At 73.0% G+C, this 13,558-nt stretch carries 13 protein-coding genes; 9 read left to right on the forward strand and 4 right to left on the reverse strand.

What is annotated here, in order from left to right; genetic code table 11:
* The coding region (locus tag AOK15_RS00755) for a winged helix-turn-helix transcriptional regulator (RefSeq protein WP_055511575.1) at window positions 1-550 on the reverse strand (550 nt) is incomplete at its 3' end.
* A gap of 85 nt (window positions 551-635) precedes the next feature.
* Here AOK15_RS00755 and AOK15_RS00760 point away from each other — a divergent pair.
* The 9 genes from AOK15_RS00760 (at window position 636) to AOK15_RS00800 (ending at window position 10,481) form a co-directional block, all read left to right on the forward strand.
* Entirely contained in the window at window positions 636-1,844 is a 1,209-nt protein-coding gene (locus AOK15_RS00760) for a pyridoxal phosphate-dependent aminotransferase (RefSeq protein WP_055511577.1), read from the forward strand.
* Window positions 1,845-1,959: 115 nt separating this feature from the next.
* On the forward strand, window positions 1,960-2,586 hold the full coding sequence (locus AOK15_RS00765) for a hypothetical protein (RefSeq protein WP_157870134.1): 627 nt from the start codon (window positions 1,960-1,962) through the stop codon (window positions 2,584-2,586).
* A complete protein-coding gene (locus tag AOK15_RS00770) occupies window positions 2,583-4,649 on the forward strand; it encodes a M48 family metalloprotease (protein WP_055511580.1) in 2,067 nt (688 codons plus the stop codon). Before AOK15_RS00765 ends, AOK15_RS00770 begins: the two co-directional genes overlap by 4 nt.
* Window positions 4,650-4,685: 36 nt before the next feature.
* Window positions 4,686-5,423, forward strand: a complete 738-nt coding sequence (locus AOK15_RS00775; RefSeq protein ID WP_055511582.1) for a sensor domain-containing protein — start codon at window positions 4,686-4,688, stop codon at window positions 5,421-5,423.
* Window positions 5,424-5,568: 145 nt separating this feature from the next.
* Window positions 5,569-6,102, forward strand: coding sequence for an HAD domain-containing protein (locus AOK15_RS00780; RefSeq protein WP_055511584.1), 534 nt, complete (start codon window positions 5,569-5,571; stop codon window positions 6,100-6,102).
* 3 nt (window positions 6,103-6,105) lie between these two features.
* On the forward strand, window positions 6,106-6,705 hold the full coding sequence (locus AOK15_RS00785) for a histidine phosphatase family protein (protein ID WP_055511586.1): 600 nt from the start codon (window positions 6,106-6,108) through the stop codon (window positions 6,703-6,705).
* Between the two features lie 60 nt (window positions 6,706-6,765).
* The gene (locus tag AOK15_RS00790) at window positions 6,766-7,407 is read left to right on the forward strand and encodes a hypothetical protein (protein WP_055511588.1); all 642 of its coding nucleotides are present in this window, start codon (window positions 6,766-6,768) and stop codon (window positions 7,405-7,407) included.
* A gap of 117 nt (window positions 7,408-7,524) precedes the next feature.
* Complete coding sequence (locus AOK15_RS00795; protein WP_055511590.1) at window positions 7,525-7,947, forward strand: acyl-CoA thioesterase; 423 nt, start codon at window positions 7,525-7,527, stop codon at window positions 7,945-7,947.
* A gap of 323 nt (window positions 7,948-8,270) precedes the next feature.
* A complete protein-coding gene (locus tag AOK15_RS00800) occupies window positions 8,271-10,481 on the forward strand; it encodes an alpha-N-acetylglucosaminidase (RefSeq protein WP_055511592.1) in 2,211 nt (736 codons plus the stop codon).
* Window positions 10,482-10,841: 360 nt separating this feature from the next.
* Here the strand turns inward: AOK15_RS00800 and AOK15_RS00805 are convergent, their stop codons facing one another.
* The 3 genes from AOK15_RS00805 to uraH are packed head-to-tail and all read right to left on the reverse strand — an operon-like array spanning window position 10,842 to window position 13,554.
* Complete coding sequence (locus tag AOK15_RS00805) at window positions 10,842-12,215, reverse strand: 8-oxoguanine deaminase (protein WP_055511595.1); 1,374 nt, start codon at window positions 12,213-12,215, stop codon at window positions 10,842-10,844.
* A gap of 41 nt (window positions 12,216-12,256) precedes the next feature.
* The gene (gene pucL, locus AOK15_RS00810) at window positions 12,257-13,159 is read right to left on the reverse strand and encodes a factor-independent urate hydroxylase (RefSeq protein WP_055511597.1); all 903 of its coding nucleotides are present in this window, start codon (window positions 13,157-13,159) and stop codon (window positions 12,257-12,259) included.
* Window positions 13,160-13,164: 5 nt separating this feature from the next.
* Window positions 13,165-13,554 carry a hydroxyisourate hydrolase gene (gene uraH, locus AOK15_RS00815; protein WP_055511599.1) on the reverse strand — a complete coding sequence of 130 codons (390 nt, stop codon included), beginning with the start codon at window positions 13,552-13,554 and terminating at the stop codon, window positions 13,165-13,167.
* Window positions 13,555-13,558 lie beyond the last annotated feature (4 nt).

Here is a 13,558-nt window from a genome sequence, read left to right on the forward strand (position 1 = left end):
GTCCGCCGCGGCGGACCGCCTCGCAGGTCGCCTCGTCGAGGGTCAGCCGGGCGTCCGGCTCGCCCGGCGCGGGGCCGTCGCCGTACACCGGGCCCTCCTCGGCGCCCGTCCAGAGGTGGAACGTCCCTTCCTCCAGGCGGACTTCGACGAGCCCGGCCGGGCAGCCGTCGAGGTTCCGCAGCAGCGGCAGGGCGGACCAGTGCGCCCGTACGGCGTCGGTCGGCCGGCGCTCCCCCAGCGCGTCCTCGCCCCACTCCCCCAGCGCCTGGAGCACCGGGAGCAACCCCCGCCCCCGCTCGGTGAGTTCGTAGACGTACGCGGCGCCCGGCGGCGGCAGCCGGCGCCGGGTCGACAGACCGTCACGCTCCATGTCCTTCAGCCGTGAGGCGAGGACGTCCGTGCTGACGCCGGGCAGGTCCGCGTGCAGGTCCGTGTAGCGGCGCGGCCCGGCGAGCAGTTCGCGCACGATCAGCAGGGTCCAACGGTCACCGACGAGGTCGAGCGCCCGGGCGGCGGAGCAGTACTGGTCGTAGCTTCGGCGAGGTGACATGCGACGCAGTCTAGACATGTCGTTGGACTTTCCAAGCGCCTACTTGGTAAAACCAAGCAACACATCAACCGGAGGGCGAGAGCGCATGGAGTTCCGGCAGTCGAGCAAGCTCAGCGAGGTCTGTTACGAGATCCGCGGCCCCGTGATCGAGCACGCGAACGCGCTGGAGGAGGCGGGCCACAGCGTGCTGCGCCTGAACACCGGCAACCCCGCTCTCTTCGGCTTCGAGGCGCCGGAGGAGATCCTCCAGGACATGATCCGGATGCTCCCGCGGGCCCATGGCTACACGGACTCGCGCGGCGTCCTCTCCGCCCGCCGCGCGGTCGCCCAGCGCTACCAGACCCTCGGCCTGGAGGTCGACGTCGACGACGTCTTCCTCGGCAACGGCGTCTCCGAGCTGGTCTCCATGGCCGTGCAGGCGCTGATCGAGGACGGCGACGAGATCCTCATCCCCGCGCCCGACTTCCCCCTCTGGACCGCCGTGACGACCCTCGCCGGCGGCAAGGCGGTCCACTACCTGTGCGACGAGCAGGCCGACTGGTACCCGGACCTCGACGACATGGCGTCGAAGATCACCGACCGCACCAGGGCCGTCGTCATCATCAACCCCAACAACCCCACCGGGGCGGTCTACCCGAAGGAGATCATCGAGGGCATCCTCGACCTCGCCCGCCGCCACGGCCTGATGGTGTTCGCCGACGAGATCTACGACCAGATCCTGTACGACGACGCTGTGCACCACTCGGCCGCCGCGCTCGCCCCCGACCTGGTCGTCCTCACCTTCTGCGGCCTGTCGAAGACGTACCGCGTGGCGGGCTTCCGCTCCGGGTGGCTGGTAGTCACCGGCCCCAAGCAGCACGCCCGCAACTATCTGGAGGGCCTGACGATGCTGGCCTCCATGCGGCTGTGCGCCAACGCCCCCGCCCAGTACGCCATCCAGGCCGCGCTCGGCGGCCGTCAGTCCATCCGGGAACTGACCGCGCCGGGCGGCCGTCTGCACGAGCAGCGGAACGTGGCGTGGGAGAAGCTCAACGAGATCCCCGGCGTGTCGTGCGTGAAGCCCAAGGGCGCGCTGTACGCGTTCCCGCGCCTCGACCCCAAGGTCCACAGGATCCACGACGACGAGAAGTTCGTCCTCGACCTGCTGCTGCGCGAGAAGATCCAGGTCGTCCAGGGCACGGGCTTCAACTGGCCCACCCCCGACCACTTCCGCATCCTCACCCTGCCCCACGCGGACGACCTCGACGCGGCGATCAGCCGTATCGGACGGTTCCTGAGTGGCTACCGGCAATAGCGGAGAACCCGATTTCCCGGAATTTCCCAAAAGATAATTCCTCGTGCTCGCAGCCACTGTCATATCCCTCTATAGTCCCCAGCACGCGAGTTCGGGTGTTTCGTGGGTTTCGGGGGTGGATGTGAACTCCGGTACGAACGTGGTCACGGGCGAGGACGTCATCGGCACGGCGCTGCGGCTGCTCGCGTCGAACGGGGAGTTGGGCTCCCACGACGTCGAGAAGGTCGAACTCGAACTGCCGGGTCTGCTGGAGCGGTACCGCGCCGATCCCGTGACGGTCGACCAACTCGTGGCCCGGCGGGGCGGGTTGATGTCGTCGGGGCTGGTGACCACGGTCCTCACCGAGCCCCTGGTCGTGGCCGTCGTGGCGACGCTCATCGCGGAGGGCGTCAAGGTCGGGTCCCGCGCGGTGAACGCAAGAGTGAGCCGCTGGTGGTCCGGGCGCGGAGAACGGCGGCGTCTGGTCGCGGCGTTACGGGAGCCGGCCCAGCCGATCGAGGTGCGGGACGCCGCGTGGCTGGTCGGCTATGTGGCAGCGAAGTGCGAGGGCATCGGCTGCCCGCCGGAGCAGGCCGCAGCGGTGGCCCGTGCGGTGGCCACCGCCTGGGTCGCACGCGGCCGCAGCGCACCGGGGACACCGGCGGGCACCGGACCCGGCCCCGGGACGCCCGAGGGCGGCACCGGCCCCGGGACACCGGCGGGCGGCACCGTGCCCGGAACAGGGGAGGGCGGCAGCGGGTGACGCGCCCGCGCGCCGGGGACCCCTCCGCGCTGCCCCATCCGACGTCCACCCAGTTCCTGCTGCTGCTCCTGATGGTGAGCGCGGCATCGCTCTTCGCGGGCACGTGGTGGGGGGTTCTGACGCGGGACGGCTGGACGGCGCCGCGCGAGGAGTGCGTACGCCGGGCGGCCGCGACCGGCGCCGAGCCGGGCGCCGTGACACGCTGCCTCCAGCACGTCCTGCTCGGCGAGTCGGCCGTGAGTCTGCTCGGCCCCCTGCTGGTGCTCGCCCTCACCGGACTGGCCGTCCTGCTCACCACCTGGTGGCGGCTGCGGCGCTGGCGGCGTCACCCGATACCGGTGCCCGAGCGGACGGCGACGGCCCTGACCCGCTGCCTCGCCGAGGCCGGCTGCGCCTTCGCCCGGCCGCCGGTGCCGGTCGTCGAACGGCGGAGCGCCTTCGGCGGCGCACGCGAGGAGGTACGGGCGTACGGGCTGTTCGATCGGCGGTACGTCGTCGTCGCCAACTACACCCCGCTCGCCGACGACAGGCCCTGGGCCGACGAGGTCGAAGGCCGCATCGCCCTGGCGGGCCTGCGTCACGAGGTCGCCCATCTGCGGGCCGGGGACGTGGGCCGGGGGCGTTTCGCGTTCCACGCCCTGTGGCTCCTCGCCCTCCTCGTCGTCCTCCCGTTGGCGGTCGCGGCCGTCGGCCGTCCGGCGGACCTCGCGCTCGCCCTGGGCTGGCGGCTCGCCGCGGTGACCGCCGTGGTGCTGCTGGCCTTCGGCGCGTTCGTCCGCACCCGTGAGTACGAGGCCGACGCGGCCGTGGCGGACCGCGACGGCATGGCGCTGGCCGTGGAGGAGTCGCTGACCCGGGGCCGGGCCCGGCTGCCCGAGTTCCTGCGGCTGCATCCGCACGACCACAGCCGACTGCGCGCGCTGAGGGAGCGCGGCGGGGCCCCGCGACTGCTGCTCGTCTCCTGCCTGATCGCGGGGACGGCCGTCGGGATGTCCTTCCAGGAGGTCGCCCTGCTGCTGGAGACCGCGACCGGGGACACCCTCCTCGCGTACTGGCTCACCGGGCTGCTCACCGGCACGGCCCTCAGCGCCGTCGTGCCCGTCTCGCTCTGGCGCGACCTGCGCCCCTACCCGGTACGGGACCGCCGCGGCACGCCGTACCGGCTGACGGCGGGCGCCCTGCTGGGCCTCGCGCTCGTCGCCGGCTCGCAGCTCTCGCCGCGCGCCGCCGCGTCCTGGGACCGCCTGTTCCCCACCGCACTGCTGCCGGGGGACAACCACGGCCTCTTCGCCCACCGGCCGCTCGCGGCGCTCCCGCTCGTCGCGGCGGCGGTCGTCGGCGGGGCCGTCTTCGTGGTCTGGTCCCGGGCCCTCGCACCCGCCCGGTCACCGTCTCCGGTGGTGATCGCGCTCGGCGGCCTGGTGCTGTCCGTGCCGCTCGCGCTGTGGTTCCAGGCGCAGCGGCTGGTGGCCACGTCGTACGTCCCCCCGAGGGCGGTGGCGCGTCTGCTGCTGGCACCGGTGGTGCTGTGGGCCCTGTGCGCCACCGGGATCACGGCGCTGGCCGTGCTGTGGGCGGCGCGCCGGTGGCGTCCACGTACAGGCCCGGTCCTGTGGGCCGGTGCCCTGGTGGGTGCGGCGCTGCTGCCGCTCACCGCGGTGGCCGCGGGCACGGCGATCGACCATGGCACCGGTCCCGCCCCGCCCCTGACGCGACCGTCCGACGGAGCGGATCCCCCGGGCCGGGTGCCGGAACGCTCGCTGCCCATCGCCCCGAGCGCCACGGACCCGGACCGGGACCCGGCCGTCGAACCGGCCCTCGCCTGCTACCTGTTCACGGCCACACCCGTCGAACGCCTCCACACACCGGACGGCCTGCGCGAGGTGGCGGAACGGATGAAGGTGACGCGCGACGCGGCACTGCGCGCGATCGTGCTCGGCGTTCTCGACGACCTCGACGACCTCGACGAGGCGCGGACGCGTCCGGGGGATGGCGACGACTTCGACATCGCGGCGGCCGTCCGCGACATCCACGCGGCTTGCAAGGTCGTGCTCACGCGGTAGCGCACCGCGAAGAACCACGGAGAAGGGGGAATCGGGATGAGGAACGCGGGAGCGGTCTGGGCGGTGGCCGTCGCCCTGCTCGTCGGCGGCTGCACCGGCGGCGACGGTGACGGGGACGAAGGCGGGACGGGCAGAGGCGGTAAGAGCCGCGGCAGGGGCGCAAGTTCCGCGCCGGCGGGGCGTGAGAGCGCGCCGCTGCCCACCACGGCCGAGGTGTCCGCCGCCTTACTGGGCGAGGACGACCTCGACGGGTACGACCTTGTCGAGCCCGATCCGGAGGCCACCCCTCCGGACGGCTCGGACCGGCCGCGCTGTCTGCGCGCCCTCAACGACCTCGACTACGGCATCCCGCCGTCCGGCACGGCGGTGCAGGCCCGGGTCCAGTTCGACCACAGCCGACTGGGGCCGTGGGTCCACGAGACCCTCCGCGTCCACCGCGACGAGGCGGCCGCCCGGCGGGCGTTCGACAGGACGGTCGCCGATCTCGCGGACTGCGCGCACTTCACCATCACCTGGTCCGACCTCGCGCGCACCGGCACCGAACGCCTGCGTGAGACGACCGGTCCGAGGCTCGGCGACCGCAGTTGGGCCGCCACCATCGAGGTCGAGCTGGGCGGCTTCCCGTCCGGTGAGACCAAGACGCTCGTGCGGCAGGGCAGGCTGCTCGTCGTGATCAGCCACGCGGCCGCCCCGAAGGCACCGCCGTGGGCGGAGACGGAGGACCTCACCCGCCGGGCGACGGACCGCGCGACCCGCGCCCTCGACGACACCTGAGGAAACAGCCGGGAACAACCGGAGACAGCCGAGGTCGGCCGAGGTCGGCCGTGAGCAGCCGAGGCCAGGGGACACCCGCGAACGACCGACGACGGCAGAGGACGTCACACGAGGATCGCTCCGGACACCTGGGTAGACCCTCCCCATGACTGAGCGACCGCTCCTCCTCCTGGATGTCGACGGCCCCCTCAACCCGTTCGGCGCCCGCCTGTGGCCACCGCGCGGCTACGTCACCCGCCGGGTGCACCCCACCGTCTGGTCCGCCCGCCAGAAGCCCGGCTCCCGCAGGCTCCGCCGGGGCCTGCGGATCCGCCTCAACCCCGCGCACGGGCAGCGCCTGCTCGCCCTGCCGTACGACCTGGCCTGGGCGACGACCTGGATGCACGACGCGAACGAGATGATCGGCCCCGTGATCGGGCTCCCCGCCGACCTGCCGGTCATCGAGTTCACCGACATGTTCGCGCGTGACCCCGACGGCCTGTACTGGAAGACCCGCCGGGTCCTGGAGTGGGCGGCCGGCCGGCCCTTCGTCTGGGTCGACGACATGATCACCGACCTCGACGCCCGCCATGTCGCCCGCCACCACGACACACCCGCCCTGCTGCTGCAGATCGACCCCCGCCGAGGGCTCGGCGAGCCGGAGTTCGAGGAACTGGAGCGGTGGGCTCGTAGCCTGTGAGACATGAGTGATCTTTTTCTGGTGCGGCACGGGGAGACCGAGTGGTCGCTGTCCGGGCAGCACACCAGCTGGACGGACCTCCCGCTGACCGACCGGGGGCGGGAACAGGCGCGCGGGCTGGCGCCGTTGCTGACCTCGCACCACATCGGGGCCGTGCTCGTCAGCCCGATGAAGCGGGCCCGCCAGACCGCCGAACTGGCCGGTCTGACCGGGGCACTGGTGGACGCGGATCTCTCCGAGTGGGACTACGGGGCGTACGAGGGGGTGACGACCCAGGAGATCCACCGGACGCGGCCCGACTGGTTCCTGTTCACCGACGGGGTGGCGCCCGGACCGCCCGAACACCCCGGTGAAGGCCCGGAGGACGTCGGGGCGCGCGCCGACCGGATACTGGCGAAGGCGCACGCGGCGCTCGGCAACACCGAGGGCTGCGTGGTGCTCGTCGCGCACGGCCACTTCCTCCGCGTCCTCACCGCGCGCTATCTCGGACTGCCCGCGTCCGCCGGGGCGCTGTTCCAGCTCGCCACGGGCACGGTCTGCCGACTCGGCACGGAGCACGGCCGCCCGGTGCTCGCGGCATGGAATGTCAGACCCGCCTCGTAGTCTTCGAGTGGGTTGACGCCGTCCCCGAGTGACAGCGCTCCTCCGCGAAAGGAGGTCGTCGTGACCCGACCGCCGACCGCCGTCCAGCGGCGGATCATCGACGCCGCCGAGCCCGTGACCGGCCGGCTCACGGGTACGGAGAGCCAGCTGGCGGCGCTGGTGAAGCGAGGGCTGGCGTTCCGCCACCCGCGCCCGCCGCACGACCACTTCCTGACCCCGGCCGGGCACCGCGTACGGGAGGCCGGGCCGCCCGAGACGGCAGCGACCCCGGCGCCGTCCGCCGCCCCCGCCGCGTCGGGCGGGTTCGCGGCCCGGGTGGGCGGCGAGGAGAGCACCGGGGACGGACCGGCGCGGGCCCGCGAGGTGCACAGCGCCTGGCAGGGGCTGCTGGAACTACGGCGGATGACGAACCCGGGCGGCGCCACCGACCGCCCGTGCGGCTGGGAGCGCGCGCATCTCGTACGGGCCGCCGCGCTCGCCCTCGAAGCGGCGGGCCACCGCCCGGCGGGCCCGGAGGCGGAGCGTGGCGGTTACCGGGTGCGGACCACCCCGCAGCCGGAGGCCGTCGCCGTGCACGAGCCGGACCCGGGGGCGCTGCGCGGCTGCGCCGAGACCTTGCGGCAGGCGGGCTGGCAGCCGAGCGAGCACACGGACCCGCGGACGCGGGAGCGGTATCTGCTGGCCTCCCCCAGGAAGGTGTGACCGGGCGGCGCCGGACTGCCGTGATCCGGCGGCGCCGGACTGCCGCACCCCGCATGAGCAAGCGCTCAGTAAGCTGGCGTCCGTCCTGTTCGCCGCTGAGGTAGTCGAGGGGTAGTCGTGTCCGAGCCGTTTTCCGTCCCGGTGACCGTCCGGGGATACGAGACCGACGTACAGGGGCACCTCAACCAGAGCGTGTACCTCCAGTACGGGGAGCACGCGCGCTGGTCGCTGCTCCAGGCCGCGGGGATTCGCCAGGCCGATCTGATGGCGAGGGGCGTCGGCCCCGTGGCGCTGGAGACGACAATCCGCTACCGGCGCGAGCTGCTCGCCGGTGACGAGGTCGAGGTGACGTGTGTCTTCGTCTGGGGCGAGGGCAAGACCTTCCGGATCGAGCAGACGATCAGCAGGACCGACGGCACGGTGGCCGCCGAGATCACCGGTGTGGGCGGCCTGATGGACCTCAGGGCGCGCAAGCTGGTCGCCGACCCGGGCGCGTACTTCAGGGAGCTGGCGGACGACCCGAAGCTGTTCGGGCTGTGAGCGGGGCCCACGGCCCGAACAGCGGTTGACCGTCGTCCCGTCGGTCAGCGGCGGGCCGGGAGGCTCGGGCGCCCGCCCGGGAGCTTCACGATCGAGACGCGGCTGCCCTCCATCGCCCAGTGGAAGACCTCTCCAGGACGGCTCCGCCGGCGCCCCGCAGGATCTGGACCACCCGTGCGGGATTCCAGCCGTTCACGGCGGGTTCTCCTCCTTGTGGCCGCGTGTCGGTGCGGAAGGGGTGGTTCCGGGGGTACTGCTGCCACGGCGCACCCGCACCCGCACCCGCACCCGCACCCGCACCCGCACCCGCACCCGGAGGCATCATGCCGCTCGCCCGCCGTGCCCTGCTCGCCGTCCTCGCCGCCGGTTCGGCGGGGGCGACGGTCGCCTGCGCTCCCGCCCGGGCGCACCCCTCGGACGACGCGCCCCGCGCGGACGGGGCGGGGGGCACGGCGGCCACGGCGGCGGCCCGGCGGCTGCTGCCGGACCACTGGCGGCAGATCACGTTCGCCGAGGGGACCGAGCGGGACACCTTCCACGTCGCGGGCCGCACCGGGCGCATCACCGTCACCGGCGACACCCCGGCGACCCGGCTCACCGGTCTGAACTGGTACCTGCGGCACGTCGCGTACGCCGAGATCAACTGGGCGGGCGAGCAGACCGCGCTGCCCCGCGCTCTACCGGGCCTCGACGGCACCGTCACCCGACGCGCGAACGTCCCCCACCGCTTCGCCCTGAACGACACCAACGACGGCTACACGGGCGCCTACCTCGACTGGTCGTACTGGGAGCGCGAGCTGGACGTGCTGGCGCTGCACGGCTACAACGAGATCCTCGTCTACGCGGGCGCGGACGCCCTCTACCACCGGGTGTTCCAGGAGTTCGGGTACGGGGAGGAGGAGCTGCGGGAGTGGATCCCGGGGCCCGCGCACCAGCCGTGGTGGCTGCTGCAGAACCTGTCCGCGTTCCCCTCCCCCGTCTCCCGGCAGCTGCTGGACGCCCGCGCCGCGCTCGGCCGCCGGATCGCCGACCGGGTGCGCGAGCTGGGCATGACCCCGGTGTTCCCCGGCTACTTCGGGACGGTCCCGCCGGGCTTCGCCGAGCGCGTGCCGGGGGCGCGGACGGTCTCTCAGGGCACGTGGATGGGTTTCGCCCGCCCCGACTGGCTGGACCCGCGCACGGACGTCTTCGCGCGGGTCGCGGCCGCCTTCTACCGCACCCAGGACGAGCTGTTCGGCGGGGCCTCGACCCTGTACAAGATGGACCTGCTGCACGAGGGCGGCGACCCGGGCGACGTGCCCGTGGGCGACGCGGCGAAGGGCGTCGAGCGGGCGCTGCGGCGGGCCCACCCCGACGCCACCTGGGTGATCCTTGGCTGGCAGCACAACCCGCCGCGCGCGATCGTCGACGCCGTCGACAAGGAGCACATGCTCGTCGTCGACGGCCTCTCCGACCGTTTCCCGACGGTCACCGACCGGGAGGCCGACTGGGGCGGCACCCCGTACGCGTTCGGCTCGATCTGGAACTTCGGCGGCCACACCGCGCTCGGCGCCAACACCCGCGACTGGGCGGAGCTGTACGGGAAGTGGCGCGCGAAGCCCGGCAGCGCGCTGCGCGGGATCGCGCTGCTGCCGGAGGCCGCGGACAACAACCCGGCGGCCTTCGCCCTGTTCTCCGAACTCGCCTGGCGCGAGGGCGAGCTGGACCTGGAGACCTGGTTCGCCGACTGGGCGCACGCGCGTTACGGCGCCCGTGATCCGCACGCCGAGGCCGCCTGGGACATCCTGCGCCGCACCGTCTACGGCACCACGCGCGCCGACGGGTGGAGCGAGGGCGCCGACGGCTTGTTCGGTGCCCGCCCGGCGCTCACCGTCGTCCGGGCGGCCCGCTGGTCGCCCAAGCAACTCCGTTACACGGCGGCGGACCTGGAGCCCGCCCTCGGTGAACTGCTGCGCGTACGGTCCACGTTGCGCACGTCGTCCGCCTACCGACGGGATCTCCTCGACGTGGCCCGCCAGACCCTCTCCAACCGCAGCCGCCTCCTGCTGCCACGGATCAAGGAGGCGTACGACGCCCGGGACGACGCCCGGCTGAAGGAGCTGGCGGAGGTGTGGCTGTCCCTGATGGATCTGCTGGACCGGCTGCTGGCCACCGACTCCCGCCATCTGCTGGGCCGTTGGGTCGCGGAGGCGCGCGCCTGGGGGGCGGGCGACGCCGAGCGGGAGCGGCTGGCGTACGACAATCTGTCGCTGCTGACCGTGTGGGGCACCCGCGCGGGCGCGGACGCGGGGCTGCGCGACTACGCGAACCGGGAGTGGGCGGGCCTGGTCGGCGGGCTGTACCGGCTGCGCTGGTCGACGTACTTCGAGGAGCTGCGGGCCGCGCTCGCCGGCGGACGGGCACCGAAGAAGATCGACTGGTTCGCGCTGGAGGACCACTGGACCCGCGACCCCGGACCGCTCACCACCGAACCGACCGGCGACACGTACACGGTGGCCACGCAAGTGTGGGAGCGGCTCACGACCGTCCCTTGAGAGGCCGGCCCCCAGCCCGCCGCGACCCGGCCGCCCACCGAAGCCCCGGCCGCCGGTCGAGGGCAGGCCCGTACGCCGAAGCCTGGCCGCCCATCGAGGGCCGGCCCGCATGTCAGAGCCCTGCCGCCGCCCGTCGAGGGACGCCCGCGTGTCGAAGGGCCGCGCCCATCGAAGTACCGTCGCCGCGCGCACAGCCGCACCGTTCCGGGGCGCACAGTCGCTGTGCGCCCCGGAGACGGCCGCCGTGGAACCCGCTCGGGTCCACGGCTTCCGGCCGAGGGCCGTCCCCCTCGGCCGGAGTCCGGGGCGCCGTACGGCACAGGCGGGTTCCCGCCACGGCGTCGACGCGGAGTGGCGGGGTCAGTCGCCGGCCGCGATCCGGGCCAGTCGCCGGGCTTCGTCCCGTGTCGAGCGGGCGATCGCGTCCTCGTCCACGTGCAGCAGGCGGCCGTCCTCCACGACGGCCCGGCCGCCCACCAGCGACAGGGTCACCGGGGCAGCCGCGCCGAGGACCAGGGCGGTCACCGGGTCGGCGATGGACGCGTGGGCGAGGGTGTCGAGCCTCCACAGGACCAGGTCGGCGAGCTTGCCCGGTTCCAGGGAGCCGATCTCGGCCGACCGGCCGAGGACCTGGGCGCCGCCGTAGGTGCCGAGGCGCAGCGCCCGGCGGGCGTCGAGGGCGGCTTCGCGGTGGGGGCCGAGGCGGTTGACGAGGAGCGCGTTGCGCAGCTCGGTGTGGAGTTCGCCCGACTCGTTGGAGGCGGTGCCGTCGACGCCGAGCCCGACCGGGACGCCGGCCGCCAGCATGTCGGGGACGCGGGCGATTCCGGCGGCGAGGCGGGCGTTGGAGGAGGGGCAGTGCGCGACTCCGGTCCTCGTGCGGGCGAAGGCGTCGATGTCGGAGTCGTTCATGTGGACGCAGTGCGCCATCCACACGTCCTCGCCGAGCCAGCCCGTCGACTCGAAGTAGTCGGTGGGGCCCATGCCGAACAGTTCGTGGCAGAACTTCTCCTCCTCGACCGTCTCCGAGCCGTGCGTGTGCAGTCGCACCCCGAGGTGACGGGCCAACCGGGCGCCCTGCCTGAGGAGTTCGGTCGACACGGAGAACGGTGAGCAGGGGGCCACGGCCACCTGGGTCATCGCGCCGAAGGAGGCGTCGTGGTGCTCGTTCACGGTCGCCTCGGTGGCGGCGAGCGCGCCGTCGAGGGTCTCGACCGCGAAGTCCGGGGGCAGGCCGCCGTCCTTCTCGCTGCGGTCCATGGAGCCACGGGCGAGGGTGAAGCGGACGCCCGTCTCGCGGGCCGCCCGGATGATGGCGCCCGACAGGTCGCCGGAGCCCTTCGGGAAGACGTAGTGGTGGTCCATCGCGGTCGTCACACCGCCGCGGGCCATCATCGCGAGGGAACCCTGGGCCGCCGCGTACGTCATCTGTTCGTCGATGCGGGCCCAGGTCGGGTACAGCGCGACGAGCCAGTCGAAGAGGTTGTGGTCGGTGGCGAGGCCCCGGGTGATCCACTGGTAGAAGTGGTGGTGGGTGTTGACCAGGCCGGGGGTCACCAGATGTCCGGTGGCGTCGATCCGGCGTACGACGTCCGTCAGGCCCTCGGGGGCCCGGCCCGCGCCGACCGACTCGATCACCTCGTCCGCGACCACCACATGGCCCGACGTGTACTCGGTGTCCCGCGCGTCCACGGTCGCGATCGCCGCGTTCTCGATGACGATGCGCTGTGCCATCGTTGTTCGTCCCTACTCCCGGTGTACGTTCCGGGTCCGCGTCAGAGGTTGGTGAGATCGGCCGGGATGCGTGCCTCGACGCCGTCCCGCAGGACGGTCGCCTCGATCAGGCCGTAGGGGCGGTCGGCGGCGAAGTACACGGCTCCGTCGGCGGTGTCGTTCTTCAGGCCGAACGGGGCGAGGTCCACCAGGAAGTGGTGCTTGTTCGGCAGGGAGAAGCGGACCTCGTCGATCTCGCTCCGGTGGTCGATGATCCGGGAGCCCATCGCGTAGAGGGTCTGCTGGAGCGACAGCGAGTACGTCTCGGCGAAGGCCTCCAGCATGTGCCGCTTGACCTGCGCGTACGACGTGTCCCAGGCGGGCGTCGGCTCCTCGTCGTCGGTCCAGTTGAACCGCCAGCGGCCGGAGACGTCGGTGGCGAGGATGCGGTCGTGCGCCTCGGGGAGGGTCGTGTACTTGTCCTTGACGTAGCCCCAGAACTCGGAGTCCGTCGAGTTCATGAGGGTGAGGTCCTTGAGGCCGGAGACGACCTCCCACGCCGAGCCGTCGTACGTGATCTGCGCGAGGCGGGTCTCCTGGCCCGTGCGGACGAAGGAGTGCGCGCCCTTCCCGGAGTGCTCGATGCGCTCCCAGGAGTACTCCTCGATGCGGATGCGGGCCCGGTGGATGGCCGGCTGGGAGGTCACGAAGTGGCGGGCGAGATGGATACCGAACTGCTCGGCGGACTCGATGCCGTGCTCCTTGGCGAAGGCGTACACGGTGTTCTTGGTGGTGTCCGTCGGCAGGACGTGGGCGTTGGAGCCGGAGAGGTGGACCTCGTCCATGTCACCGGAGAGGGACACGGAGACGTTCAGGTCCTTGATGTGGTGGGTGGCGCCGTCCCGCGTGATGCGTACGACGCGGTTCTCGGCCTTGCCGTACTGGTTCTGTCCAAGGATGGGCATGGGTGCTAACTCCCTCGGTATACGGAGTAGCCGAACGGGTTGAGCAGCAGCGGTACGTGGTAGTGCTCGCCGGCTTCGACGGCGAACGTGATGACCACCTCGGGGAAGAACACACCGCTGTCCCGATGCGCGGGGGCGTCCTGCTGTGTCTCGGCTCGCTGGGTCTCGAAGTACGGCTCCACGGCGAAGTCGAGCCGTACGTGGGTCGTACCTTCCGGCAGCGCCGGGAGGTCCTTGCACCGGCCGTCGGCGTCGGTCGCGGAACCGCCGAGGGCCCGCCAGTCGGCGTCGCGTCCCGGCCGGGCGGCGAGGCGGACGGCGACCCCAGGGGCGGGGCGGCCGACGCTGGTGTCCAGGATGTGCGTGGACACGGAGGCCGTGGTGCTGGTGCTCATGCTG

It is taken from the genome of Streptomyces ossamyceticus, assembly GCF_001418475.1.
Taxonomy (GTDB): domain Bacteria; phylum Actinomycetota; class Actinomycetes; order Streptomycetales; family Streptomycetaceae; genus Streptomyces; species Streptomyces ossamyceticus.